The sequence below is a fragment of the Vibrio sp. MMH1-50 genome, from assembly GCF_022347645.1.
Classification (GTDB): domain Bacteria; phylum Pseudomonadota; class Gammaproteobacteria; order Enterobacterales; family Vibrionaceae; genus Vibrio; species Vibrio harveyi.
The window spans coordinates 34279-58087 of the sequence record NZ_JAKRGG010000002.1; the positions used below are offsets into that span (position 1 = coordinate 34279).

Consider the following 23809-nt stretch of genomic DNA (forward strand, 5'->3'; position numbering starts at 1 on the left):
TTAATATTTAGGGCAAAAGTGTGCTCTACCGCATATTTTTACACCAACTTAGTTTACCTTTATTTGTCATACAATATAATCATTTGGAGATTTTGAGACACAGAACATAAAGTTACTGTTGACGTGTGCTTTTCGCCATGATCTTTCCTACATAGAGTCAAATTACAGGTTAAGCATCCTTGGTTTTTAGAGATGAAATGAAGAGGGCTCGACGCAACAGAAGCGAAGATCACTTATGTAAGACTGAGACATAAGTAGATAGAAAGGTGAGCAAGCAGCAGAAATAGCCAATAGAGGCAAAGCAAAGCGAGCAGGATGAATTCACCCGGTGAAAATTTCAACATTGAAGAATACTGTTTTGTCATCCCTACTCACTTTTGCTCAAGTTTTAATGGGCCTGAGCAGCTTGTTGTTGCTCCCTACCGTTGTCGTCCTCATCGGACTTAAGTGGGTGTAGAGATTGTTCTTTTTGTCGCCACGCCCCATCACGACCAGCGACCAGCGACCAGCGACCAGTTTAGGCTTGCTATTGACGGACAATAAGCCAATGAAAACGCTTTATTCGTCAGTAGTCATTAATTAAGTGGAGAAAGTTAAGCGGAGATCGTTAATACCAATCGGCATAAGTAAAGCGCCGAGATCGATCAGACGAGGATGATGACTTGTGTCGATTGGTATAGTTGCTCCCATATCATAACAACACTTTACAGAGCCTAGCTTTGTTGAACTTTGCAATGATTGTCGAAGATCTTACAGCGTAACGTGCTTAGCAGCGATGAGAGATATACCCCTCGAGTATCTTTCAGCTACATCCAGAACCGCGTTTCACTGTTCTATTGCAATCCAACAGAGCCATTGGCTCAGACGGTATCAATACCGTTTTTCGCCCACGCATTACAGGCATGTCGTGGGCGTTTTTTATCTTAAATAGTCATACAAATCTAATGATACTTCCTACCTTCTTACACCGTTATACCCTTTGATATCTAAACCTAGAAATCCCACTGAACGTACCTCGTACACATCCAATTTATTGATAGATTAATGTGATGTTGTAGTGGTTTTCCTTTCCCTTTTTGAGTGCAATGTCAATATTCGATCACGATCACTTGTATGATTATTGAAATGACCCATTCCGGATCATTCGTCACGCTTTTGAGTTATTGTACTACAAATAAACAGACTGATAGTTAGTATTACCTCAAGACATTAAATAACTATCAAAAGGTCTAAAGATGGAACTCAATACCCTTATTGTAGGCATCTACTTTCTATTCTTAATTGCAATAGGTTGGATGTTCAGAACGTTTACCAGTACCACCAGTGACTACTTCCGAGGCGGCGGCAGCATGCTTTGGTGGATGGTAGGTGCAACCGCATTTATGACGCAGTTCAGTGCATGGACGTTTACTGGCGCAGCTGGTAAAGCCTATGCTGATGGCTTTGCGGTGGCCGTCATCTTCTTAGCTAACGCATTCGGTTACCTAATGAACTACCTCTACTTTGCGCCTAAGTTCCGTCAGCTACGCGTCGTGACGGTTATAGAGGCAATTCGTATGCGTTTCGGTAAGTTCAACGAGCAAGTGTTTACTTGGTCTGGCATGCCAAACAGCGTAATCTCAGCAGGTATCTGGTTGAATGGTCTGGCAATCATCGCGTCGGGCATATTCGGCTTCGATATGACCACCACAATCATAGTGACAGGTCTTGTTGTACTTGTAATGTCGGTAACGGGCGGCTCTTGGGCGGTTATCGCTTCTGACTTCATGCAGATGGTCATCATTATGGCAGTAACGGTAACCTGTGCGGTTGTGGCGATCGTTCAAGGCGGTGGCGTTACAGAGATCATCAATAATTTCCCTGTAGAAGAAGGCGCATCATTTGTTTCAGGTAACAACCTGAATTACCTAAGCATCTTCGGTATTTGGGCATTCTTTATCTTCTTTAAGCAGTTCAGTATCACCAACAACATGCTGAACTCTTACCGCTACCTTGCAGCAAAAGACTCTAAGAACGCGAAAAAAGCAGCTCTATTGGCTTGTTTATTAATGACAATGGGTCCACTAATTTGGTTCATGCCTTCTTGGTTCATTGCAGGTCAAGGTATTGACCTAGCTGCACAATACCCAGATGCAGGTTCTAAAGCTGGTGACTTCGCGTACCTTTACTTCGTACAAGAGTACATGCCAGCAGGTATGGTGGGTCTACTGATTGCCGCCATGTTTGCAGCGACCATGTCTTCTATGGACTCTGGTCTAAACCGCAACTCAGGCATCTTCGTTAAGAACTTCTACGAGCCAATCCTTCGCCCTCAAGCAACAGAAAAAGAGCTGGTGGTGGTATCTAAGCTGACCTCAACGTTCTTTGGTGTTGCCATCATCTTGGTTGCTCTGTTCATCAACTCACTGAAGGGGCTAAGCCTGTTCGACACCATGATGTATGTGGGCGCGTTAATCGGCTTCCCAATGACCATCCCTGCGTTCTGCGGCTTCTTTATTAAGAAAACGCCAGACTGGGCTGGCTGGGGCACGCTAGTCATGGGTGGTATCATCTCTTACTTTGTTGGCTTCGTCATCACAGCAGACATGGTTCAAAACTGGTTTAACCTAGAGCCGTTAACAGGTCGCGAATGGTCTGACTTGAAAGTTGCTATCGGTCTGATCGCTCACCTAATCTTCACCGCTGGCTTCTTCATGATGTCGACATTGTTCTACAAGCCGCTTTCAGAAGAACGTCAAAAGAACGTAGACAAATTCTTCGAAAACCTAGCGACACCACTTGTATCTGAGTCTACAGAACAGAAGAAACTGGATAACAAACAACGCCGCATGCTTGGCTCACTGATTGCAGTCGCAGGTGTTGGCGTGATGACCATGTTCGTTCTGCCTAACCCAATGTGGGGACGCCTAATCTTCGTCTTCTGTGGTGTGATTGTTCTTGCTGTTGGTCTACTGCTTGTAAAAGCGGTTGACGACAAAGTAGAGCAAGCTTCAGAAACGGTTACAGAAAGCTAGATTCCTCCCTTCTCTAATTAAGCGGTCGTCTTCCGACCGCTTTCTACTTAAAAAAGATCATGACTATGAAAAAAACAATGCTTGCTGGCGTGGTCGCCGCGTCCATTTCTGCCCTAACCCTAGTAGGTTGTAACACTTCACCTTCTCAAACCAAGGAAGCCGCGGCTCCCGCTGTTGTTGAAACCGCAGTGAATGACATCACTCGCGATTACTTGCTTGCTACGGATCGCTTAAACACAGTGGATGGCAGCGCACTTCAAGCGCAATCCGCAGACACCGTGCAAGCATTGAAACAACAAATGGAGAATGCCGCAGACGGTACAACAATTACGATTCCTGCGGGTAAATACGCGGATCTTGATATCGTCACGGTAAAAGCCAACGACATTACCATCAAGGCGGAGCAACCTGGCAGCGTTTGGCTAACGGGTTTGGCTCAGCTTCGTCTTGAAGGTAACAACATCACTGTCGACGGTTTGGTGTTTACCAAAGGCGGTCCTGCTGAACGTTTCGGTGGTGTGCGTATGATGGGTAACAACAACACTTTACAAAACTCTACGTTCTACTACTTCAACCACGCTTACGAATACCAACCGGACGAACGTCGCTCGGAATACCCGAAATACTTGTGGGTTTCACTTTGGGGTAAAGATGGCAAGGTGCTCAATAACCGTTTTGAAGGTAAGCAAAAGCGCGGCACTTTGATTGGTGTACAAAAAGATGACACACCAGATAACCACCTTATTGCTAACAACATTTTCTTGGACCAAAAGCCAAATCAGTTCAATGAATTCGACATCAAAGATGCGATTCGTTACAACGGCAACAGCTGGGAAGCGATTCGAATTGGCGATTCAAAATCGTCTCAATGGGCGTCAAACTCTAAGTTCACCAATAACCTGCTGATTGATATGGATGGTGAACGCGAGCTGATTTCGATTAAGTCAGGTGGCAATGAAATCTCTGGCAATACTATCTTTGAAAGTGCGTCTCTGATTTCTCTTCGTCACGGTAAAGCGAACGTAGTGAAAGACAACGTGATTCTAGGTAACGAAAAACTGCTTACTGGCGGTATGCGTATTTACGATGAAGACCACGTGATCGAGAACAACTACATCACTGGCACGCGTGGCCGTGATGGCAAAATTGAAGGCAATGCGGATCTACGTGGCGGCATCGTAATCAATACGGGCATCATTGATGTGGCAAACGGCGAGAAGCTCGACCAAGCAGTGAAAGGCAAAGAGCTCAACAAGCAATGGACACCAAAGAACATCACCATTCGTAACAACACCCTTGTAGATACGGAATGGGGCATTGTCTACGGCAACCAAACGCACCGTGTGAGCTTGTTCAACAACAGTGAAGTGAAAAACATTTTCGCTGGCGTAGATGTTCACTTCGATAGCAACGTGGTTGATAACCATCAGCAAAAGCAATTCGTCAGTGTACGTGCGACAGAAGAGTTACCGCTGGTCAATCCTACCTACAACAACGAAGTGTACGTTGGCACGGTGACTAACGCAGAGCAAATCGCTTCTTACTCAGTAGAACTGCCGAAGAGCGAGCAAGCAAAAGGCTTTACCCAATACCAAGGCGTTGGTGCGGATACGAGCAAACTGTCTGTAGTAACGGCAGAAACAGCTGGTCCTGATTACCTCCTTGCAAATACCCAAAAGTAATTCTGCTTTAGAGTTTGCTTCCAGTCTGGTGATACAAGCCAGACTGGTTTCCCTCTCCTTTCACCAGTAACCCCACAATAACTGAAGAAAATTTCACCACCCTACTGTCTCCCAAGATTGAGTTGTGGTTTAATTGTATGACAATTATAAAACTCTTTTCTTTTGCTGCGGATACACTCATGGATGCTGTTTTACATCAGTTGCAATTCTCGTTATCGATCACTGGTCCCATCTGCTTAATGCTGGTTTTGGGCGTTGTCTTCAAACGCATAGGACTTATCAACGACAACTTTATCGAAATCGGCTCTAAACTGGTGTTTCAGGTCACGCTGCCTGCGATGTTGTTCTTAAGTATCGTCGTCTCCGAGCACGATTTCTCCGCGGCTAGCGGCTTCGTCAATTACGGTATTGTTGCCAGCATCGCGTTTTTCATTTTCACCTATGTTTCCGTCAAGCTGTTCTTCAAATCGTCACCCGATCAAGGCGTTTTAATCCAAGGTGGCTTTCGCGCCAATACGGGCATCATCGGCATTGCGTATGTGGCGAATGCTTACGGTTCACAAGGTGTGGCGCTGGCTGCACTTTATGTTGCGGTAACCACCTTTATCTATAACGTACAAGCGGTAATTTGTTTGTCTCCAAAAGGCGCAACGTCTGGATCTCAAGCCGCCAAAATGATGGTGAGAACCTTAACGCGCAATCCGCTGATCATCGCGATCGTCTCTGGCATGGTGTTCTACCTTCTGTCGATTCCTGTTCCTGATGTAGCGATTGATGCTGGTAACTACCTATCGAAGATGACGCTTCCCCTCGCCCTCTTGTGTACCGGTGGCTCACTCGATTTAAGTTTGATGAAGAAAGAGAAAGGGCCGTCTTGGTTTGCCAGCAGCTACAAACTGGTCGTCGCCCCTATCGTGATTACCACAGGTGCATATTTAGTTGGCTTTCGAGGGATTGAGCTTGGCATTTTGTTCTTTATGAACGCTTCTCCCGTTGCGGCGGCAAGTTATGTCATGGCACGCTCTATGGGAGGTAATTCTGTCTTAGCGGCAAACATCATCGCTTTAACGACCGTACTCTCAACAATTACCTGTACATTGGGTATCGTCATTCTTAAGAGTTACAACCTAATTTAATCGGGACATAACCCCAAGTAGGAGAGTTCGGCATACGCTTCCCAGCAATTAACCGATATAATGCGCTAAAAAATAAGGATTTCTATAATGAAACTCATCGCATTATGTTTGGGCGTGTGTTTAAGTGTGGTCAGCCTAACGGCAAATGCAGCGTCAACGACTTATGTTCGCTATCAACACCTCGGGAAAATCAGTTACGGCAAGTTAGTAGAAGACTCAATCTATCCTCTTAAAGGGGATATTTTCTCCGATTCATCACTCTCACCTCGTCAAGTTTCCGTTGATGATGTCAGTCTGCTGCTTCCGACTAAGCCAGAAAAAGTGTTCATCGTTCAAGCGAAAAAACAAGCAGATAAGGCGAAGAAAAGTGATTATCAGTTTTTCTTTAAACTGCCTTCAGCGTTAATTTCTACCGGCGCTCCAATCCAAGTACCATATGATGCCGATAACATCGAGTATTCAAGCTCCCTCGTGGTCGTGATAGGAAAGCAAAGTAAGAACATCGATACCAAGCAAGCGTCAGCCGCTATATTTGGACTCACCGTTGGGGGCGATCTTACGGAAACAAACTGGCTGCAGTATGATGCCCATTCGCTAAGAGCAAAAAGCGCAGACGGTTTTGCCCCAATTGCGAATGAGATCGTTCGCGGACTCGATTTCACCCAGATTCATGTTTCTTCGCAAATCAACGGTAAAGCCATTAACAATGACGCCTTTGCTGAAATTACCTATTCTCCAGCAGAAATCGTGAGTGAACTCAGTCAGTATTTCACACTCAAACCGGGCGATTTAATTTACATCGACTTACCAACCCACACTGTGGAGGTGAAAGATAACGATGTCGTTTCTGTTTCACTCAATGGCATCGTTAAAGTTGAAAACAAAATTATGTTTTAACCAATACAAAAAAGCCGAACAGCAGTCACTGTTCGGCTTTTTATTTTGCGCGACATGAATCCTCTTACTGATTCGGCACGCCATTAAGAAACTCTTGAAAGCTCGGCGCTCGTACTCGGCTCAGTACCCTTCTCATGTCTTCCATCAAGCTGTCATCAGACCAATCAACGCGAATATCAATCGGCGCATGAGTATAACTTTCTATACGAAGAGAGGCAGAATAGGTACCGCGCTTATCCCCTCCCGCTTCCAATGCGGCTTCTAATGCAGAAATAAGCACTTCCGCTAGCGTTACCTCATAGTTATCACGATATTGCGGTTTGCCCCCAGCTCTCACTTGCTCGGCATTGATCACAGTCTGAGCTAGGAACGAATCTGCAAACGCCTCAATAACCGCATCACTTTCAAGCATGTTTCCGGCAACCGCCAAATCTTGAAGTGCTAGAGATCCTACGTACGCGATGTTCTCTTCGCCGTTTATAAACGCGGTATGGCCATGTTTGTCCATTACCATACATTGGCGCTTGGCGAATTCCGCATCACCTTCTTTCAAACGGTCAATCACCTCATGACAAGACAGTCCTTGAGATAACCATCGCTTGGCATTGTCTGCATACCAAGGATTGGTAAACAAACCTTGAGTTGCACAGGCGCCAACTCCACGCCAACTGTGGTTCACATAACCACCAACGGCAACACCGCCAGTGGCTGTGATGGAAGCCGATAATCCCGTTTCAGGATTAACATGAATAAGTGAAATCGTCATAGATTCTCGATATAAAAAGACGTTAGTAGCCGACCATTTGTCCAATAAACAGCGCCAACCAACACAAGGCGTAAACAAATACCATGAATGGCATAATTGCCTTTAACCACTGCTCGTAAGAGACGCGACCCAGCGCCAACATGGCTAGCGTACCACCAGAAGTCGGTACAATAAGGTTGGTAAGACCATCACCAACTTGGAATGCAGTGATCATAAGCTGACGGCTCATGCCAGTAAGATCTGCAACAGGAATTAGGATCGGCATGGTCACCATCGCTTGACCAGAACCCGATGGCACAAATAGGTTGATCACACCTTGCACCACACTTGCGACAATCGCAGAGATAGCAATCGGCATATCTTGGATAAGTGAGCTTAGCGCGTTAACGATGGTATCGATGATTTGCGCTTGGTCGAGAATGATTTGAATCGACGCCGCAACACCAATCACCAAGGCGCCTGCGGTTACGCCCGATGCACCTTCCATCATTTGCTTCACGATGCCATTCGCACTTAAACCGTTCACCGCACCGATCACAATTGCCATTAATAAGAACAGACCTGCGATCTCGTTGATGTACCAACCGTTAGCAAATACGCCGTAAAGCATCACACCAAGACCAGCTAGGAATACGCCTAGCGTAAGTTTGTCTTTCTTCTCTAGGTGGTATTCCGATAAATCTTTGCTTAAGCCCTCTGCTGAATCTGGCTCTTTAAACTCCATCTTCGCCACACGAGTACAGATGTAGTAAGACAGCAATGCAAGAGAGGAAATTACCATCGCTGCACGCAACCAAGCGCCCGAGAAAGTAGGCAGTTCAGCAATACCTTGAGCAACACCTACGGTATAAGGGTTGATTGGTGACAGTGCAAAGCCTACACCGATACCGCCCACTGCCATTACCGTACCGACAAGGCTGGAGTAACCAACCGCAGCAGAAATCAGAACCGCAACCGGAACGAGTGCGATGTTGTTCTCAAAGCCTACCGCCACGCCAAAGAAACCGTAGATAAAGGTGCCGATTGTGATGATAAGATTACGGTTCTTCACGCCAGCTTTGTTTACCGCCACACCAATCGCGTTCTCAAGCGCACCAGTGCGTTGCAAGATGTGGAACAAACCACCAGCAATGAATACGATGAACAAGTAAGGTGCCGCGCTGATCAAACCTTTCGGAATCGCGACAAAAATGTCAAAGAAATGCACCGCAGGCACATCACTCAGATAAGCAAATGAGTTTGGGACAACGGTAGTACGACCGTCCACCACAACACGTGAGAACTCCCCGGCAGGCACAACAAAAGTCAGTAGATACGTTGCCACCAAAATCATAAAGATCAGGACCATTGGGTCCGGCATACTCTTGTACCAAGCCTTCTTCTCTGTTGTCTCCATCTTTTTTGTCATATCCATAACAAAATCTCTCCTTAGTATAGGAATGAAAACCCATTGGTATGAGCCTTCACGTTCACAAGCTAAAACCAAGTCTTGGTTTTGAAAGTAAAAAAGAGGATGAATCCCCACCCTCTCTTGTGTTATTTCGCTTTATTGGTGTTTCATCAGCATGCAGAAATGGTTCAGAACCTCGACTGCTGCTACGAGGTCTTGTTGTAAAATCGCTTCATCAGGATGATGGCTAACCCCGCCCGTACAACGCATAAACAACATCGCAATATCCGTCAGCTCACACACAGCCAGACCATCATGACCCGCGCCACTGAATAGATGTTTGGTGTCAATATTGGATAGTGCGATCGCTTGAGTAAGTGCCGAAGAAAGTGAATCAGAACAGGTGACAGCAGCTTGCTCATAAGTTTGTTCGTGGTGATACGCGAGGTTGTATTGCGCCATCAAGGTTTGAATGTTCTCCAGCATTTCTTTTCGTGCGGCAATGCGAGAGGCATCATTTGGAGAGCGCAGTTCGATAGTGATGTCCGTCTGCTGAGGAATCACATTCACACCATTTGGGAAGTTGGCGATTTTACCTACGACGCCCACTAGGTCGTCTTCACGTTTGCACAGTTGGTCAAACATATGAATGACCTGAGCTGCCCCAACTAGCGCATCTTGACGCATGTCCATTGGCACGGTGCCTGCGTGTCCGGCTTTGCCAACAATCGACAAAGTATGACGCTCAATCCCAGTGATGGCAGTAACCACACCGACCGGCAAGTTCGCTTGTTCAAGCTGTGGCCCTTGCTCAATATGCAGTTCCACAAAGCCTAACACCTTTTCTTTGTCGTAAGCGTCTTTTTCGATCTGATCTGGATGACAACCAAACGACGTTAACGCTTCACGCATGGTTACACCGTGGGCATCTCGCGCATCCAGCACACTTGGGTCAAACGTCCCAGATATCGCTTTTGAGCCAAGTAGTGTCGATTGGAATCGAGTTCCCTCTTCATCGCTAAAGGCAATCACATCAATATTGAATGGGAATTCGAATTTCTGTTGATGAAAATAGTGAATCAACGCAACTGGAAGAATCACACCCAAGATGCCATCGTATTTACCACCATTTGGCACCGTGTCTTGGTGAGAGCCAAAAATCAGCGTCTGGGCATTTGGATTTGGGCTGTGATAGCGACCAATAAGATTTGCAGCATTGTCCATGCGCACTTCCATACCAGACAACAGCATCCACTCACGTAGTTTTTCATTCGCTTTTGCGTGCTCTTCACTGGCACATAAGCGAGTAACACCTTCGCTATCTGGGTCTTGGGTTTGGCTGCATTGAGCAATATCTTCCAACCACTCCCACGCTAGGCTGGCAGTTTCTACAAATTTTTCCATCTTGAATCGCTCTTTTTCTAACCATGTTCATTTTTAATTTATCATGATAAATATCAAATGAAAGACATTTATCATGATAAATAGACTTTTTTGTGAGAGTGATTCGATCGATAATCGGATGGTTTCATAATCAACAACCCGTACTTTTTCCAAAAAAAGAAACGTAGAAAACAGGTGACATCCTTTGAATTTCCTTCAGAATTCAATAGGGTCTGTTAACCTTTCGTGCTGATTTTTGCAGCGAATTGTTGGGTGTTTACACAAGGCGGAGACTTTGATGTGTAGTTAGCCTACATGAGAAGTCGATAACGAAGTAGAAATGGCCAACAAACGCTGCCCAAAGGGTTCGGGCTAGGCGCCCCCGCAAAATCGTTTTATGCTTTGTTAAGGAGTATTTGCTTAGAGTGGCTAGGCGGCACACTCCTTGCCTCGCCTAAAACGACTTTATCTCGAACAAAATTTAACCACGAAAGATCAACAGACCCTAGATACCGCGAGAAAAACCAGCGAGGATAATGTGGCAAGCAGCGCAAAAGGACGTAGAACTCAACAATTAGCCGAATCGATCAAAGCATGGATTGTCGATCAAGCTTTACAACCCGGCGATCGTCTCCCAAGCGAAATCGACGTGATGGAAACTTTTGATGCATCAAAAAGCACAGTACGTGAAAGCATGCGTATCTTAGAGGCTCAAGGTATTCTCTCGACCAAGACTGGGCCAAAAGGCGGTGTGTTTGTTAGCGAAATGAGTGAGAACAAAGCTCAGGCACTACTGAGTAACTACCTGTTCTTCAAAGACGTTTCAATTTCTGATCTGTACCAGATCCGCTTATCTCTAGAGCCAGAGATCGCGGCATCATTGGCGGGCACATTGACCGATGAGCAACTTGCTCGTCTCGATCAGCAGATCGATAAGTACCAGACGCCACCGGAAGATGTGTATCAAGAGCGCGAACACCACATTGCATCGATTGAGTTTCACAGCCTCTTAGCGAGCTATTCTGGCAACGAGCTGCTGAAGTTTGTGGTTCGCTTTACTGCGCAAATGCTTACCGAGCTAACGATTTATCGCAAACTGTATGAACCGGGCAACCACAAGCTGTGGCAAACGGGTGTGCAAAGCCAACGTGCACTGGTGGAAGCATTGCGTAAAAGTGACGCATCAAAAGCCAAGCAAGTGATGGAACAACACATGCTGACCGCGCATCAATTGATGAAGAAACAAGAAGCTGAAGTGGCGAACCGTTTTCTCACAGAAAGCTAATTGGCTCGCCATCGTTTGAAATGCTGAATTAAGCGTGATTGGCTAAGGTCATTTTACGCACCAAACGGAAGAATTCATCGGATTCTTCTTCCGTCAGGCAAGAGAAGAAATCTTGTTTGAGGTTAGTCATGATGCGGTGCACTTTGCGTACCGCTTCTACCCCTTCTTTTGTGAGTGTTAGAATCTTTAATCTCTGATTGGTTTCGCTCTTAGAGACTTGTACAAAGCCACGCTTTTCTAAGTTGTCCACCATGCGTTTTGCGACACTTCGCTCTGTTAGTACCGCATCCGCCAATTCTTGCTGACTCATCGGTTGAAACTCTTCCAACGCGGCCAAGGCACTCGCCATTTCCAACGTCATCAAGTTCTGACGCGATAGCTCTGCTTGTGCACGATTACGGAATGTTCGGTGCATCACACCACACACAAACATTGGGCTTTGATCCAACACGGATATCGGAGAAATCTTCTGATCTTTCATATTGCCTGTTCTACTTTCGGCTTTGTTTTCAATTGGATAGTCTGGTGCTTGCAAGAGATTCCCGACTGCGCTCCTTCGTCGCTTTCGGGAATGACGAGAAACATAACCGAGAGAGCAACACCCCGTCATTCCGACGAGCCTAAGCGAGATCAGGAATCTAATTGCCGCACGCTCCCACTCAATATTTCACGTAAAGCAACAGCACTCGGTGAGCAGATTCTGAATCACGCTCGTCCCGCGCTGTCCAGAATGACGAGAAACATAACCGAAAGAGCAACACCCCCGTCATTCCGACGAGCCTAAGCGAGATCAGGAATCTAACTGCCGCACGCTCTTGGCTCAATATTTCTCATCAAGCCACAATACTCGGTGGGCAGATTCTGAATCACGCTCGTCCCTCGCTGTTCAGAATGACGAGAAACATAACCCAGAGAGCAACACCCCGTCATTCCGACGAGCCTAAGCGAGATCAGGAATCTAATTGCCACACGCTCTCACTCAATATTTCTCATCAAGCCACAATACTCGGTGAGCAGATTATGAATCACGCTCGTCCCTCGCTGTTCAGAATGACGAGAAACATAACCGAGAGAGCAACACCCCGTCATTCCGACGAGCCTAGGCGAGATCAGGAATCTAACTGCCACACGCTCTTGGCTCAATATTTCTCATCAAGCCACAATACTCGGTAAGCAGATTCTGAATCACACTCGTCCCTCGCTGTTCAGAATGACGTAAAAATTAAACCAAACTATCCAATTGAATCCAAAAATAAAGGACGCCGAAGCGCCCTTTTCTTGTACTTATTAGCAATAGTATAACTTAGTCTTTAGCGCTAAGTCCTACTCTTGGTTTGCCGTTGGTTGTGAAGTAGATTCCACTTGCTCTTTTTGAGCCTCTTTTCTTGCACGGCGGTCGAACAAACGCTCAACCACAACGAAAAACACAGGCACGAAGAAGATACCAAGCAAGGTCGCACTTACCATACCGCCAAGTACGCCCGTACCTACCGCGTTTTGACCCGCAGAGCCTACACCCGCACTGATAGCCAGTGGCACTACACCAAGACCAAACGCAAGCGAGGTCATGATGATAGGACGGAGACGAACACGTACCGCGTGCAGCGTTGCTTCAATCAAGCCCGCGCCTTTCTCGTAGTATTCCTTCGCAAATTCAACGATAAGAATCGCGTTCTTCGTTGCCAGACCAACAGTGGTCAACAAACTAACTTGGAAGAATACGTCGTTATCCATACCGCGAGTCATTACTGCAAGTACCGCACCTAGCACACCTAGAGGTACAACAAGCACAACCGCGAATGGTACTGACCAGCTCTCGTACAGTGCTGCTAGTACAAGGAAGACAACCAGAATCGACAGCGCGTAAAGCATTGGCGCTTGGTTACCAGACAGACGTTCCTCGTAAGAGATGCCGTTCCAGTTCACCGTAAAGCCAGGAGGCAGTTTTTCTACCATGGCTTCGATTTCTGCCATCGCTTCACCAGTACTTACGCCCGGAGCCGCGCCGCCTTGGATATTCATCGCAGGTAGACCGTTAAAACGTTGCAATAGTGGAGAACCGTAAGTCCACTCACCCGTTGCGAATGCCGAGAATGGCACCATTTCACCTTGTGAGTTACGCACGTACCATGAGTCGAAGTCTTTCGGCTGCATGCGGTGTTCTGCGTCACTCTGTACCATTACCTTCTTCACGCGTCCGCGGTCGATGTAATCATTGATGTACGCACCACCCCATGCCGAAGCTAGGATTTGGTTTACATCGTTGATGCTCACATCAAGCGCGCGCAATTTCACGTGGTCGATATGAACTTGGTACATCGGCGCATCTGCCTGACCGTTTGGACGCACACCCACCAGTTTCGGGTTTTGTGCTGCCATACCTAGGATTTGGTATTGAGCCGCTACAAGCGCTTCATGACCATTACCGGTTGAGTCCTGTAGGTAGAAGTCGAAACCAGTCGCGTTACCCAACTCTTGAATCGCCGGTGGTGCAAACGCAAACACCATTGCTTCTTTAATCGTTGAGAAGTACCCCATCGCACGACCTGTCAGCGAGGCTGCATCCGAACCTGGTGCTTCACGCTCTGACCAATCTTTCAGACCGATAAACGCCATACCCATGTTCTGACCTTGACCCGCGAAGCTGAAGCCCGCTACCGAGAAGACAGATTTAACATTGTCTTTCTCTTCTTCAAGGAAGTAGTTACGAACTTTTTCTAGTGTCTTTTCAGTCTGCTCTTGAGTCGAGTTCGGTGGCAAAATTGCCATTGAGAACACGGTACCTTGGTCTTCATCCGGTAGGAACGATGTCGGAAGGTTCATGAACAACCAACCTGCACCCGCACTCATTGCCGCGAATACCAACAGCATACGACCAGTGCGTTTTAGCATTTTCGCTACGCCCGCTTCGTAACCTGCCGTTGCCGCATCAAACTTACGGTTGAACCAGCCGAAGAAGCCTTTCTTATCCGAAAATTCCGCATCGCCTTTTTTCAGTAAGCTCGCACAAAGTGCCGGAGTAAGAATGATCGCCACCAATACCGATAGCGTCATCGCTGCTACGATGGTGATAGAGAACTGACGGTAGATAACACCAGTTGAGCCAGACATGAACGCCATCGGTACGAATACCGCAGACAGCGTCAGACCAACACCCACTAGTGCGCCAGTGATCTGCCCCATTGACTTCTTCGTTGCTTCTTTTGGATCGAGACCGTCTTCGTGCATTACACGTTCCACGTTCTCTACCACAACGATCGCATCGTCCACCAGCAAGCCGATTGCCAGAACCATCGCAAACATGGTTAAGGTGTTAACACTAAAGCCGGTCGCATAAAGGATCGCAAACGTACCCAGCAATACCACCGGAACCGCAATCGTTGGAATGATCGTCGCACGGAAGTTCTGCAAGAATAGGTACATGATCAAGAATACCAACACGATCGCTTCAAGCAGTGTCTTGATTACTTCTTTGATCGACGCATCAACGAATGGCGTTGTCTCAAACGGGTAAGCAATCTTCAAACCATCTGGGAAAGTCGCACTTAGCTGACCAAGACGTTCTTTTACTGCTTCTGCCGTTTCTAGCGCGTTCGCACCAGTACCGAGAGAGATACCAAGACCTGCCGCCGGGAAGCCGTTGTATTGACCTTTGATATCGTAGCTTTCTGCGCCGCGCTCAACACGCGCCACGTCTTTAAGGTAAACGTTCGAACCGTTCGCTTCTGATTTCAGAATGATGTTTCTGAATTCAGCCACGCTGGTTAAACGGCTTGCTGAAGAAATGGTCGCGTTAAGCAACTGACCTTTTTGCGCAGGCGCTGCACCCAACTGACCAGAAGAAACCTGTGCGTTCTGTTCACGAATAGCGTTCGCGACGTCGATTGCAGTAAGGTTGAACTGAGTCAGTTTGAATGGGTCTAGCCAAACACGCATTGCGTATTGAGAACCAAACGCTTGCACTTGACCTACGCCCGTTACACGGCTGATCGGATCTTGAATATTGGTAACAACAAAGTCACCGATGTCGTTTTCTGTAAAGTCCGGGTCTTCAGAGTAAACCGCCACAACCATCAAGAATGAGGTGTTAGATTTGTTTACAACGATACCTTGGCTTTGTACTTCCATCGGAAGTGATGTCATCGCCAATTGCAGTTTGTTCTGCACCTGAACTTGCGCGATATCTGGATCGGCTTCGCTATCAAACGTCAGCGTGATGGTGGCATTACCAAACGCATCACTGCTTGAGTTTAGGTAACGCAGGTAGTCCAGACCCGTCATGTTTTGCTCGATAACCTGAGTTACTGAGTCTTCTACGGTTTTCGCAGAAGCACCAGGGTAACGAGCACTGATTGAGATCGTGGTCGGTGAAATCGTTGGATATTGAGAAACTGGCAAGTTGAACAAAGACATTACGCCCGCCAACATAGTCAGAATCGCAAGTACCCAAGCAAATACCGGACGATCGATAAAGAATCGTGCCATGATTAAGCCTGCTCACCTGATTGAATAGTTACTGGATTACCCGGTTGGATCATCTGTAGACCGGTTGTGATGACTTTATCACCCACTTTCAGACCGTCAGTAATACGCCACTGGTTACCAATAGACTCCGCCGTTGTTACCGGAGTTATTGTTACCTTGTTGTCCGCACCCACTGTCATTACTGAGGCTTTGCCCGTTGCGTCACGCGTAACTGTGTTCTGCGGGATAAGAATCGCCACTGGGTCCACACCTACTGTTACCGTTGCGCGCACAAACATACCCGGTAGCAATAAGCCATCTGGGTTCGCGAATTCTGCACGTAGCGTTACGCTGCCAGTACTTTCATCTACATTCACTTCGGTAAACTTCATAATACCTTTATGCGCATACGTCGAACCGTCTTCAAGCGTTAGTGTTACTTGAGCGGATTCGTCTTTTTGCAAGTGACCTTGTGACATCGCAGCTTTCAAACGGAGTAGCTGAGCAGAAGATTGCACGATATCAACATTGATTGGGTCTAGCTGTTGGATAGTCGTTAGCGTCGCCGCTTGGTTTGCCGTTACTAGCGCACCCGCCGTTACGTTAGACTTGCTGATCACACCGCTGATTGGCGCTTTCACTTGTGCGTAAGAAAGATTGATCTTCGCTGTGTTGATCTTCGCTTTCGCTACCAACACTTGCGCTTTCGCTTCTTTGTAAGCCGCTTCTGCTTCATCGAGATCTTGTTGGCTGATCGATTTCTTCGTAATCAACGCGCGGTAACGACGAACTGTTGAGTACGTCGATTCTTCCGAAGCTTGAGCACGGATCAATTCCGCTTCTGCACTTAATAGGTCTGCTTGGAACGTAGAATCGTCGATCTGGTAAAGCGACTGACCTTTCTCAACCACACCACCCTCTTCAAAATTGCGCTCAGAAATAATACCCGTGACCTGTGGGCGAACTTCTGCCTCTTTAAACGCTCGGCTACGACCAGGCAATTCTACCGTTAACGCTTGGCGAACCGGTTCAACCGTCATTACCGTCACTTCTGGTGTCGGCGCTGGACCACCTTGTGCTTGTCCTTCTTGGCTCTGTTCACACCCGACCAATAATAGGCTCGACGCAATCAAGAGCGATAGCGTGGTTCTACGTGTCATGAAAATTCTCTCTTCCTAACTAAAAAACGTGACTCAATAAAAAGTCAGCAAATATTAGTCGGGATGATAATTATTCAATGTTGTACATACAACAAAATTTACCGCTCTTTACGATAGACAAAAATGTTTGTTCTAAAGCTGTAATTGATCTCTCAATTTGAGCGCTTTTCTATTGGAAAAATAAATTTTCTGTGAGCAATTGAAATTGAATTTCTCTTAAGAAAAACAGGAAAAAAGAGTAGACAAAACCAGAGAATTAGTGACAAAAAAATCAACAAAAAGTCATATTGGAGAGAAATTAATATAAGCAGAGCATAAACTGAAATGATAACAAAGTGGCATTGAATTTCATTTACACCTGATTAACATTGAATCATAAGCTGAACATTTACGCTTCGCTTTGCGTAATTATTTTTCAAATATAGACGTTGATTTCCTTCTTCATTTCCCTATAATCCGCTCCCCTAAAACAGCCTGAAATACGAAATAAGTTGGTTATGAAAAACAACAATAGAATAGTATTAGGGAAATTCACATGGGACAGGACGACTCACTATTTACTGCCCTCCCTTTTGAGTGGCAAAACAGAAGAGCAAGACACAATTAAGCTCACCAATAAACAAAAAGCATTATTGAACTGCCTCGTTGATGCGCATCCAAACACGATCAGCAATAAAGAGATTATCCAACAGGTTTGGGGTTATGAGCATATCTCACAAGAGAGCTTGCCGCAGCTGATCAATCGCACTCGACGCACACTAGAAGATGACGACAAAGCGATTCTCATAAACACCCCTGGTGTTGGCTATGCATTAAACTTCGATGTTGCTGAGCAAGAAAAGCTCGTTTCTGAGCCAATAATTGAGCCAAAGCAAAAAACGCCTCCAATGAGTGTTATCAAAACGGGTCAAAGCCAAGGTTTATGGAGCCTTCTACTCGCAGCATTGCTCGTGCTAACAGTCTTCAACCTTTATGAAACAGCGAAAGCGCTGTATTACAAGCACGACTTTGAACAAGTACTAAGAGCCAAAGCTTACCCAGAAATAAAACGTTCCGATGACGGAAAAACGATAGTGACAATTAACAACCATGAATGCATTTATCACAAAGATCAGCTTTTACTTCAATGCCCATAAACACAAAGTATTGATAGCATTAGTCGTGTTCAACGGTATTCTCTTGTTCACTGCACACCAGTCAAAAGTTCAACTGTTTGGCAAGGTAGAAGCGATGCAATATAGGTGGACGACCTATACTGAACTCTACAAAGATCACATTGAGACTCGGAATCATTACTCACCGATCGGTGGTGCTGTGACAGACTTTCAAGCGCTTGACTATCAATATGAATATTCAAAGTCTAAGGGAAACGAATACATTGTATTGAGTTACGAAAAGCCAGTGACCATGCGCCACAATCGTATCTACTATCTAGATGAACAATGCAGTTTGCTCTTTTTTGGCAGAGCGGAGCGAACCCTAAAAAACATGGGATTTAGATGCTTTTATTAAGACGATTGTAGTCGCAGTTAGAGCATAAAAACCGAGCTGAATAATTTCAGCTCGGTTTTCTTTTATTTCGAAATAACGGGAAAGTGTTTGTTAAGAAACGCCATCACGTGCGGAACATACTTCTGGGAATCAAATATCGGCGCACTATGCCCCACTCCTTCTTCAATCCACAACTTCTACTCATTAATAAACGGAAGTCTCGTTTAGTCATGACCTTACGATAAATATTTTGTTCCGATGTCGGTGGCTCGTAGGAAGAAAGCGAGAAATGCACATCGCCAGACACCAGCTTCAATGATGAATAGAGACTTCCCGCCCCCCGAATAATGGTGCGGGTTCAAACACCTAAAGACAAAAAAGCCCCAAACTAAAGGGGCTTTGAGTTACCTAATCTTCCACTTGATTAAACGCGGAACTGACTGACTTGCTTGTCTAACTGTTGCGTCTGTTCTGACAGCATAGACAGTGACTGTTGCGCTTGGCTCACCACATCAACAATCGACGTGCTGCTGTCTGCGATACCTTGAACGTTGCTGTTCACTTCATCACTCACTGAGCTTTGTTGACCTGCTGCTGTCGCAATGTGCGTGTTCATCTCGTTCATACGTGCGATCGCGTTAAGGATTTCAGCCAAAGATTCTGTCGCCAAACCTGCCGATTGAATGGTGTCTTCGCTGCTGGTTTTACTGCCCTGCATCACTTCCACCGCCTGAGCAGCGCCTGCTTGCAGCTTCTCAATCATCGATTGAATCTCGCCCGTGCTCTTTTGAGTACGGCTGGCCAAGGAACGAACTTCATCTGCCACAACAGCAAAACCACGACCTTGCTCACCAGCACGCGCCGCTTCAATCGCCGCGTTCAATGCCAACAAGTTGGTCTGTTCTGCAATGCCACGGATAACGTCCAATACCGAAGCAATGTTGCTTACGTCATTATCTAGTGTATTGATAACTTGGCTTGCACTTTCAATCTCACCCGCAAGATCACGAATCGCTGCGACTGTTTGCTCCAAAATCACATTGGTATTCGACAGCTCTTCGTTCGCTGTTTGGCTTGCCAAAGCGGCTTCTGTAGCGCTGTCGCTTACGTTGCGACTGGTCACTTGCATTTCATGAACTGCTGCGGCAACAGCTTCGCTATCACGTTGTTGATGAACTGTTGAATCTGCAATGGTTGAGGTCAACGAATTCAGGTTGTTCATTTCCTGACGCAATGTGTTTGCGCTTTCGACGACTTGTGACACTGTCGCTTGAATTTTAGTCACGAACTGGTTGAAGCCACCAGCAAGTTGACCAATTTCATCTTGCGAGTTGATGCTAATACGTTGGCTCAAATCCCCTTCTCCAGACGCAATTTGCACCATTGCTTCTTTGATGTCGTTGATTGGCTTCACAACAGTTTTTAGCAGTAATACCACCATACCAAGCGCTGCAATAATCACGATTGCGATGCCTGCTTCAAGAATAAGTTCTGCACGGAGCGCCGCTGCTGCGATATCCGTTTTTAGCGTCTTTTGTTTTGCTTCAATCGCATCTTTCACCACATTTAGTTGTTCACGTACCGCACCAAATTGGTGTTCAAATTCCGCTTTGTTTGACTCGTAATAACTTACCCACTGCGATTGTGGCTTGCTGATCATGGTTTCATAGCTTTGCAGCCATTTCTCACCTGTTGATACTAGCTTCTGCACCTCGCTACCATGACTGCGAGGCATTACCCCCGCATCGGACAGTGACATGACTTTTTTCATACGTGGCAGAGCTTTGTATGCGTTGTCTTTGTATTCAAATAGATGGTGGTCAATTTCCGCTTGAGACTGCGCCAGAGCTAAACCTTGAATCGCTGAAGTTGCTTGATAGAGGTCGCGATACGCATCTTCAATGGTAAAAAGGCTTGGGGTAACCTGCTCGTTAAGCGTGTCGCTAAGCTCGGTTTGTTTCCACATCGTGAGAACATTCAATACTGAGCTTAAAGTCAGTAATACAATCATCAAAGATAGAGGGAGAACTATCTTTTGCTTGATAGAGAGGTTGCTGAACATGAATAGATACCTTTTGTTATATTGTTCAAATCGCGCCCAATTATAACAAAGAGACAGCACAAGTAATTTCATATACAGTGCAACGTATTATAATAATTTTTATCTTTACGACTAATATTTTAGATTCAACAAATAATTGAATTTATTGGCTTATCTATAAGGGACCAAGGTCACAAAGACACATCAAGAACTTCAGTCAATACAAGTTGTTTCCCCTTGTTTTGGTTGGAAGATCTCCATCATGGGTTCGATTTGACCATTACCCCACACGACAGAACCAAAGCACAATAAGGGGAACAAGAGATGAATAAGGGATTTGAACGTACCGAGCTTGCCGCGTTGAATCACAGTGGGTCTGAATACCTTCACACCTTTAGGTGGAAACTGACCTTCGATCAAACCACGTACGCCAAGTGGCAACATCAATACCGCAGCAAGTAAAAACACGGACAGTGGCACCCAAAAGAACAGTATGTAAACCAGAAGTTCTAATCCCTGCATACCGAACACTTCATAACATTCCGGCGCTTTGGCAACTGCTTGCAGTAGAGGCTCCCCCTCAAGCTTAAACAGCACACCAGCTAGAATGCAAAATACGCCAGCAATAACGACCCTGATGATCTTTTGTTTTTTGCTGTACTGCGGTGCGTATTCCTTCATGCCCTTGCCTATCAAGATAAAAACCGAGAGAGATAGCTTAAGAATGACACGCCAGAGTGCAAATGTGCACGTGGCTTTTGGGACGCACAATGGCGAATAATGAAACAGAAAGAAAACAGCCTCAATATCGCTATTGAGGCTGCCAAATACTGTTGCCCTAGTAAACTAACAATTTGGTTTTAATGATGGCGTACCTTATTTGAACATTACTTAGGCTCGCGCAACAGGTACAGCATCAGCTTCAATGGCGTTTTTGCGATAATGCTGTGAGGCAAATGCGCGTCCATTAGCAACCAAGCGCCAGCTTTTAGTTCTTTCGCCTCTTCTTCTAATGTGAACGTACATTCTCCTTCGAGTATTTGTGCAATCGCTGGTACTGCTGCAGTATGTTCGCTCATTTCTTCACCCTCGGCGAACCCGAAAATAACACCTCGCAAACGCTCACTTTTGTACACAGGACAACTTGTGATACCTGCTTTGGGGATATCCACTTCGCTGGCGAGATCTTCATATAAGGTGTATTCAAACATGATTTAGCTTTCCTTCTTTCTTGCGACAAGCGTTATCGCAGATAGGTTCTTTTCGTGTTTGCGGAAAATCTTACGCATGCCTAACACACGCTGTCTCGCTTGCGGTTTAGTCAGTACGTTTTTCACGATTTTTAAGAACCCACTCAAGCCTTCATCGGCGATAACGCGTTTTGGTTCGAGTAAATGCATTGGAGCAACAGCTTCAAACTCAACGACAAAGCCATTCTCTTCCATCAGAGCTTTCCACTCTGCGGGTGTGATAGGTTTGGCGGGGTGTTGAATGACCTCGGAAACTTCTCTTTGAATCGCGCGCTTTTTATCTTCATCGATAGTATCTGGCGTAATGCACAGTTCATGGATACCATAACGACCATGAGTTGCGAGGATTCGAGCAGCCTCAGCAATAATTTCGTTTTTACGCGCATCGGATTGCATCGTCAGCATAGCTTCGCCATAAACCACTGAAGCGCATTCTGGCTCTAACCCTGTCTCTTGTGCATTCCCGACATGACAACGTTGGTTTGCCCCCTGTAAGTAAGAGCGAACAATATCGGCTGCCTGCTCATTTTGTTCGATAGCGGTGTAGCTTGCAGGGGATTTTTCCAAGCACAAACGTGCCGTATAACCCATACCAGGCGCGAATTCGACAACACAGTCATCACGGGTAATTGCCAACCCTTGCAGCATTTTTTGTGTTAGCTCTTTGCCACCAGGACGCAGCACTTTCTTACCCAGTTGAGCGAGTACCCAGTGTCCCGGTGTTTTTGTCACTTCTCGCCCTTCATTGGGCATCGCTAATCGTTTAGACATAATGACTCCTAAGCAAAGATGGCGACGGGAACAAAAAGAACGACCAGACCGCACAAGGCAACCCATCGAAATACGTGGCTAATACCGTCCATAACTGTTCTCCTTTCTCAGGTTGGATAAGTTGGCACATCAATCAATAATGATTATTATTTGTATCTTATCCCCCAAGTCCGAATTTGCTGCTTGATAATTATCAAGCTAAGGAAAACAGCGTGCCCGGCTCTATTGTTTCGCTCCTGAACGAAGAAGAAAAAACGCAACTCTTCTCAAAACGCTCGCCTTTGCATTGCGATGCAGGGCATCAACTGTTTGAACGTGGGGAGCCTGCGGAAAATATGTATTTGGTAGAGAAAGGAAAAGTCTCGCTGTTTCGTTTGATGCCAAACGGCGACGAAAAGCTGTTTAGAGTGTTTATGGCGGGAGAAATGATTGCGGAAATGGCGATGTTTATGTCCCCAAGAACCTATCCGATGAGTGCCCGTGTCGATCAGGACACGGAGTTATCAGTGTTCCACTACCAAGATGTGTTAACGGTGTTTACTCAGTCTCCGCAGACTTCATTAAAAGTCATGAACTACATGACCAATCGCATCCACCAGCTGATGGATACCGTGAACATTTTGACGCAAGTAAACGCGAACCAAAGACTGGTGATGAAGCTGGCTGACTTCTATTGTGCTCAATCGAGAAGCGAAGGGAAAATCACATTACCCGTGACAAAAAAGCTGCTCGCAACACAGCTAGGGATGACGCCAGAAACGCTTTCTAGGACGTTCAAAAAACTGAAAAACGAGGGTTTTATTACTGAGTGCGAAAGCCATATCACGTTGCTAGATATTCCTGCCATGTGCGAAGCGGTGGAGTTAGCACCAGAAATATTCCAACGAGATTGAGAGGCAGCCATCAGCGGTGTTTGCCGACTTGAACATTCCACCACCACCCAAAAGATGCAAATGAGATGCATTATTAATTGATAAAGATCAAATCTGGGTGAGCAAATCTTGTTCATCATACTGCAATAATAATGATAACCATTCCCACTTGGAGCGCTAAGAGCTTTTATTTTTAGTGCGATTTTT

The 23809-nt window shown here is 46.0% G+C and carries 17 protein-coding genes and 1 pseudogene; 7 read left to right on the top strand and 11 right to left on the bottom strand.

Annotation, left to right across the window (positions count from 1 at the left end):
• The first annotated feature begins 1235 nt into the window (after positions 1-1235).
• The 4 genes from MHO32_RS02230 to MHO32_RS02245 all read left to right on the top strand — a co-directional run bounded on the left by MHO32_RS02230 (position 1236) and on the right by MHO32_RS02245 (position 6729).
• Entirely contained in the window at positions 1236-3014 is a 1779-nt protein-coding gene (locus MHO32_RS02230) for a sodium:solute symporter family protein (protein WP_239210577.1), read from the top strand.
• A 65-nt stretch (positions 3015-3079) separates the two neighbouring features.
• Complete coding sequence (locus MHO32_RS02235) at positions 3080-4696, top strand: polysaccharide lyase 6 family protein (protein ID WP_239210578.1); 1617 nt, start codon at positions 3080-3082, stop codon at positions 4694-4696.
• 179 nt (positions 4697-4875) lie between these two features.
• Positions 4876-5832 carry an AEC family transporter gene (locus tag MHO32_RS02240; RefSeq protein ID WP_009698219.1) on the top strand — a complete coding sequence of 319 codons (957 nt, stop codon included), beginning with the start codon at positions 4876-4878 and terminating at the stop codon, positions 5830-5832.
• Positions 5833-5919: 87 nt separating this feature from the next.
• Complete coding sequence (locus tag MHO32_RS02245; RefSeq protein ID WP_239210579.1) at positions 5920-6729, top strand: fumarylacetoacetate hydrolase family protein; 810 nt, start codon at positions 5920-5922, stop codon at positions 6727-6729.
• A 64-nt stretch (positions 6730-6793) separates the two neighbouring features.
• Here MHO32_RS02245 and MHO32_RS02250 read toward each other — a convergent pair whose 3' ends face one another.
• From MHO32_RS02250 to MHO32_RS02260, 3 genes are all read right to left on the bottom strand, one after another.
• Positions 6794-7495, bottom strand: a complete 702-nt coding sequence (locus MHO32_RS02250) for a DUF1028 domain-containing protein (protein WP_239210580.1) — start codon at positions 7493-7495, stop codon at positions 6794-6796.
• Between the two features lie 22 nt (positions 7496-7517).
• Positions 7518-8909: a YfcC family protein gene (locus tag MHO32_RS02255; protein WP_009698222.1), complete on the bottom strand. Its 1392-nt coding sequence runs from the start codon at positions 8907-8909 to the stop codon at positions 7518-7520.
• A gap of 132 nt (positions 8910-9041) precedes the next feature.
• A complete protein-coding gene (locus tag MHO32_RS02260) occupies positions 9042-10289 on the bottom strand; it encodes an allantoate amidohydrolase (protein WP_038875687.1) in 1248 nt (415 codons plus the stop codon).
• Between the two features lie 517 nt (positions 10290-10806).
• On the opposite strand from MHO32_RS02260, the gene MHO32_RS02265 reads away from it, so the two are divergent.
• Positions 10807-11553: a FadR/GntR family transcriptional regulator gene (locus tag MHO32_RS02265; RefSeq protein ID WP_050935199.1), complete on the top strand. Its 747-nt coding sequence runs from the start codon at positions 10807-10809 to the stop codon at positions 11551-11553.
• Positions 11554-11581: 28 nt separating this feature from the next.
• Here the strand turns inward: MHO32_RS02265 and MHO32_RS02270 are convergent, their stop codons facing one another.
• From MHO32_RS02270 to MHO32_RS02280, 3 genes are all read right to left on the bottom strand, one after another.
• Positions 11582-12034 (bottom strand): MarR family winged helix-turn-helix transcriptional regulator, encoded by a 453-nt coding sequence (locus tag MHO32_RS02270; protein ID WP_005446725.1) that lies wholly within the window; start codon positions 12032-12034, stop codon positions 11582-11584.
• 842 nt (positions 12035-12876) lie between these two features.
• On the bottom strand, positions 12877-16038 hold the full coding sequence (locus MHO32_RS02275) for an efflux RND transporter permease subunit (protein ID WP_239210581.1): 3162 nt from the start codon (positions 16036-16038) through the stop codon (positions 12877-12879).
• A gap of 2 nt (positions 16039-16040) precedes the next feature.
• Positions 16041-17177 carry an efflux RND transporter periplasmic adaptor subunit gene (locus tag MHO32_RS02280; RefSeq protein ID WP_017188234.1) on the bottom strand — a complete coding sequence of 379 codons (1137 nt, stop codon included), beginning with the start codon at positions 17175-17177 and terminating at the stop codon, positions 16041-16043.
• Positions 17178-17674: 497 nt separating this feature from the next.
• Between MHO32_RS02280 and MHO32_RS02285 the strand changes: the two genes are divergently transcribed.
• The gene (locus MHO32_RS02285; RefSeq protein ID WP_239210582.1) at positions 17675-18313 is read left to right on the top strand and encodes a winged helix-turn-helix domain-containing protein; all 639 of its coding nucleotides are present in this window, start codon (positions 17675-17677) and stop codon (positions 18311-18313) included.
• 438 nt (positions 18314-18751) lie between these two features.
• On the opposite strand, the pseudogene MHO32_RS25885 reads toward MHO32_RS02285, so the two are convergent.
• The 5 genes and pseudogenes from MHO32_RS25885 to MHO32_RS02305 form a co-directional block, all read right to left on the bottom strand.
• Positions 18752-18865: pseudogene (locus tag MHO32_RS25885) on the bottom strand (alpha/beta hydrolase); the annotation flags it as partial.
• Positions 18866-19092: 227 nt separating this feature from the next.
• On the bottom strand, positions 19093-20730 hold the full coding sequence (locus MHO32_RS02290) for a methyl-accepting chemotaxis protein (protein ID WP_017819109.1): 1638 nt from the start codon (positions 20728-20730) through the stop codon (positions 19093-19095).
• 192 nt (positions 20731-20922) lie between these two features.
• Positions 20923-21390 (bottom strand): hypothetical protein, encoded by a 468-nt coding sequence (locus tag MHO32_RS02295; RefSeq protein ID WP_069686975.1) that lies wholly within the window; start codon positions 21388-21390, stop codon positions 20923-20925.
• Between the two features lie 206 nt (positions 21391-21596).
• Entirely contained in the window at positions 21597-21920 is a 324-nt protein-coding gene (locus MHO32_RS02300; protein ID WP_009698239.1) for a cupin domain-containing protein, read from the bottom strand.
• Positions 21921-21923: 3 nt separating this feature from the next.
• Positions 21924-22730, bottom strand: a complete 807-nt coding sequence (locus tag MHO32_RS02305) for a class I SAM-dependent methyltransferase (RefSeq protein WP_239210583.1) — start codon at positions 22728-22730, stop codon at positions 21924-21926.
• Between the two features lie 212 nt (positions 22731-22942).
• Between MHO32_RS02305 and MHO32_RS02310 the strand changes: the two genes are divergently transcribed.
• Entirely contained in the window at positions 22943-23623 is a 681-nt protein-coding gene (locus MHO32_RS02310; RefSeq protein WP_239210584.1) for a Crp/Fnr family transcriptional regulator, read from the top strand.
• Positions 23624-23809: the final 186 nt, after the last annotated feature.

What these genes read in the sequence shown, in the direction of transcription:
- MHO32_RS02280 (WP_017188234.1), bottom strand. Translation starts at nt 17,177, where the DNA reads ATGACACGTAGAACCACGCTATCGCTCTTGATTGCGTCGAGCCTATTA.
- MHO32_RS02235 (WP_239210578.1), top strand. Translation starts at nt 3,080, where the DNA reads ATGAAAAAAACAATGCTTGCTGGCGTGGTCGCCGCGTCCATTTCTGCC.
- MHO32_RS02260 (WP_038875687.1), bottom strand. Translation starts at nt 10,289, where the DNA reads ATGGAAAAATTTGTAGAAACTGCCAGCCTAGCGTGGGAGTGGTTGGAA.
- MHO32_RS02245 (WP_239210579.1), top strand. Translation starts at nt 5,920, where the DNA reads ATGAAACTCATCGCATTATGTTTGGGCGTGTGTTTAAGTGTGGTCAGC.
- MHO32_RS02290 (WP_017819109.1), bottom strand. Translation starts at nt 20,730, where the DNA reads ATGTTCAGCAACCTCTCTATCAAGCAAAAGATAGTTCTCCCTCTATCT.
- MHO32_RS02300 (WP_009698239.1), bottom strand. Translation starts at nt 21,920, where the DNA reads ATGTTTGAATACACCTTATATGAAGATCTCGCCAGCGAAGTGGATATC.
- MHO32_RS02285 (WP_239210582.1), top strand. Translation starts at nt 17,675, where the DNA reads ATGAAAAACAACAATAGAATAGTATTAGGGAAATTCACATGGGACAGG.
- MHO32_RS02240 (WP_009698219.1), top strand. Translation starts at nt 4,876, where the DNA reads ATGGATGCTGTTTTACATCAGTTGCAATTCTCGTTATCGATCACTGGT.
- MHO32_RS02295 (WP_069686975.1), bottom strand. Translation starts at nt 21,390, where the DNA reads ATGAAGGAATACGCACCGCAGTACAGCAAAAAACAAAAGATCATCAGG.
- MHO32_RS02305 (WP_239210583.1), bottom strand. Translation starts at nt 22,730, where the DNA reads ATGTCTAAACGATTAGCGATGCCCAATGAAGGGCGAGAAGTGACAAAA.
- MHO32_RS02250 (WP_239210580.1), bottom strand. Translation starts at nt 7,495, where the DNA reads ATGACGATTTCACTTATTCATGTTAATCCTGAAACGGGATTATCGGCT.
- MHO32_RS02270 (WP_005446725.1), bottom strand. Translation starts at nt 12,034, where the DNA reads ATGAAAGATCAGAAGATTTCTCCGATATCCGTGTTGGATCAAAGCCCA.
- MHO32_RS02275 (WP_239210581.1), bottom strand. Translation starts at nt 16,038, where the DNA reads ATGGCACGATTCTTTATCGATCGTCCGGTATTTGCTTGGGTACTTGCG.
- MHO32_RS02255 (WP_009698222.1), bottom strand. Translation starts at nt 8,909, where the DNA reads ATGGATATGACAAAAAAGATGGAGACAACAGAGAAGAAGGCTTGGTAC.
- MHO32_RS02230 (WP_239210577.1), top strand. Translation starts at nt 1,236, where the DNA reads ATGGAACTCAATACCCTTATTGTAGGCATCTACTTTCTATTCTTAATT.